Annotated in this window: 1 protein-coding gene; it reads left to right on the top strand. The window is 35.8% G+C overall.

The genetic code is table 11. From position 1 onward, the window contains the following. Positions 1-214: hypothetical protein (locus J8M01_RS23740; RefSeq protein WP_211059597.1), on the top strand; the 214-nt coding region annotated here is incomplete at its 5' end. Between the last annotated feature and the right edge of the window lie 499 nt (positions 215-713).

The following is a 713-nucleotide window of genomic DNA, read 5'->3' as shown; positions in this document are numbered from 1 at the left end:
AACACCCATGCTTGTCGTTGTTATCACAGGTTTTAGAGCTCTCACTGATAGTCCTCCTGACGCAGGTCAGGATCCAGAACACGCATGCTTGTCGTTGTTATTATCACAGGTTTTAGAGCCCTCACTCACAGTCTTCCTGATGAAGGTCAGGATCCATGTTGTAGTTACAAACTCAGTTTCAGCGTTACTCCTTCAAAAAATAATACCTATGTAAACTTTTACTGGGAGCAATTAGAATCTTATCTTTTCAGAGAAAGCTCTTATAGTACAAGGTTACTTAACTTAATCTAGAGCTATGTCAGTACGGTGCTGCAAAGATTGTGCATTTAATATGACTAAATTCTTAATTTTAGACTCTGACTTACTGTCCACTCTTGAATCAATGATGATATTTTCAAAGGTAAAGTGATTTAAAGGGCTCAATTATTCATTGGTGATTGAGCGAGCTGTTGTATTTTGCTTATAAAACTTATCGTAAGTGTAACTCTTATTGCTTGTAAATTAATCAAAAAAGAGGTTTTAGCTGTTTATTTGTACGAACAGATAAAAACTTAAAAAAAGTGCTTGAACAAATCAATGAACGCCCTATAATGCGACCCCACTGACACGGAGCAACACGCTGAAAAGCAAAATGAAACGAGGTCAGCGTCAAGTGAAACTTAATTCTAAAAACTTTTAAAATTAAGTGTTGACAAAAAAATAGGAAAGCGTAT

This window comes from Pseudoalteromonas sp. MMG005 (genome assembly GCF_018101015.1).
Classification (GTDB): Bacteria; Pseudomonadota; Gammaproteobacteria; order Enterobacterales; family Alteromonadaceae; genus Pseudoalteromonas; species Pseudoalteromonas aurantia.
This window is presented reverse-complemented; position numbering and strand designations above follow the sequence as displayed.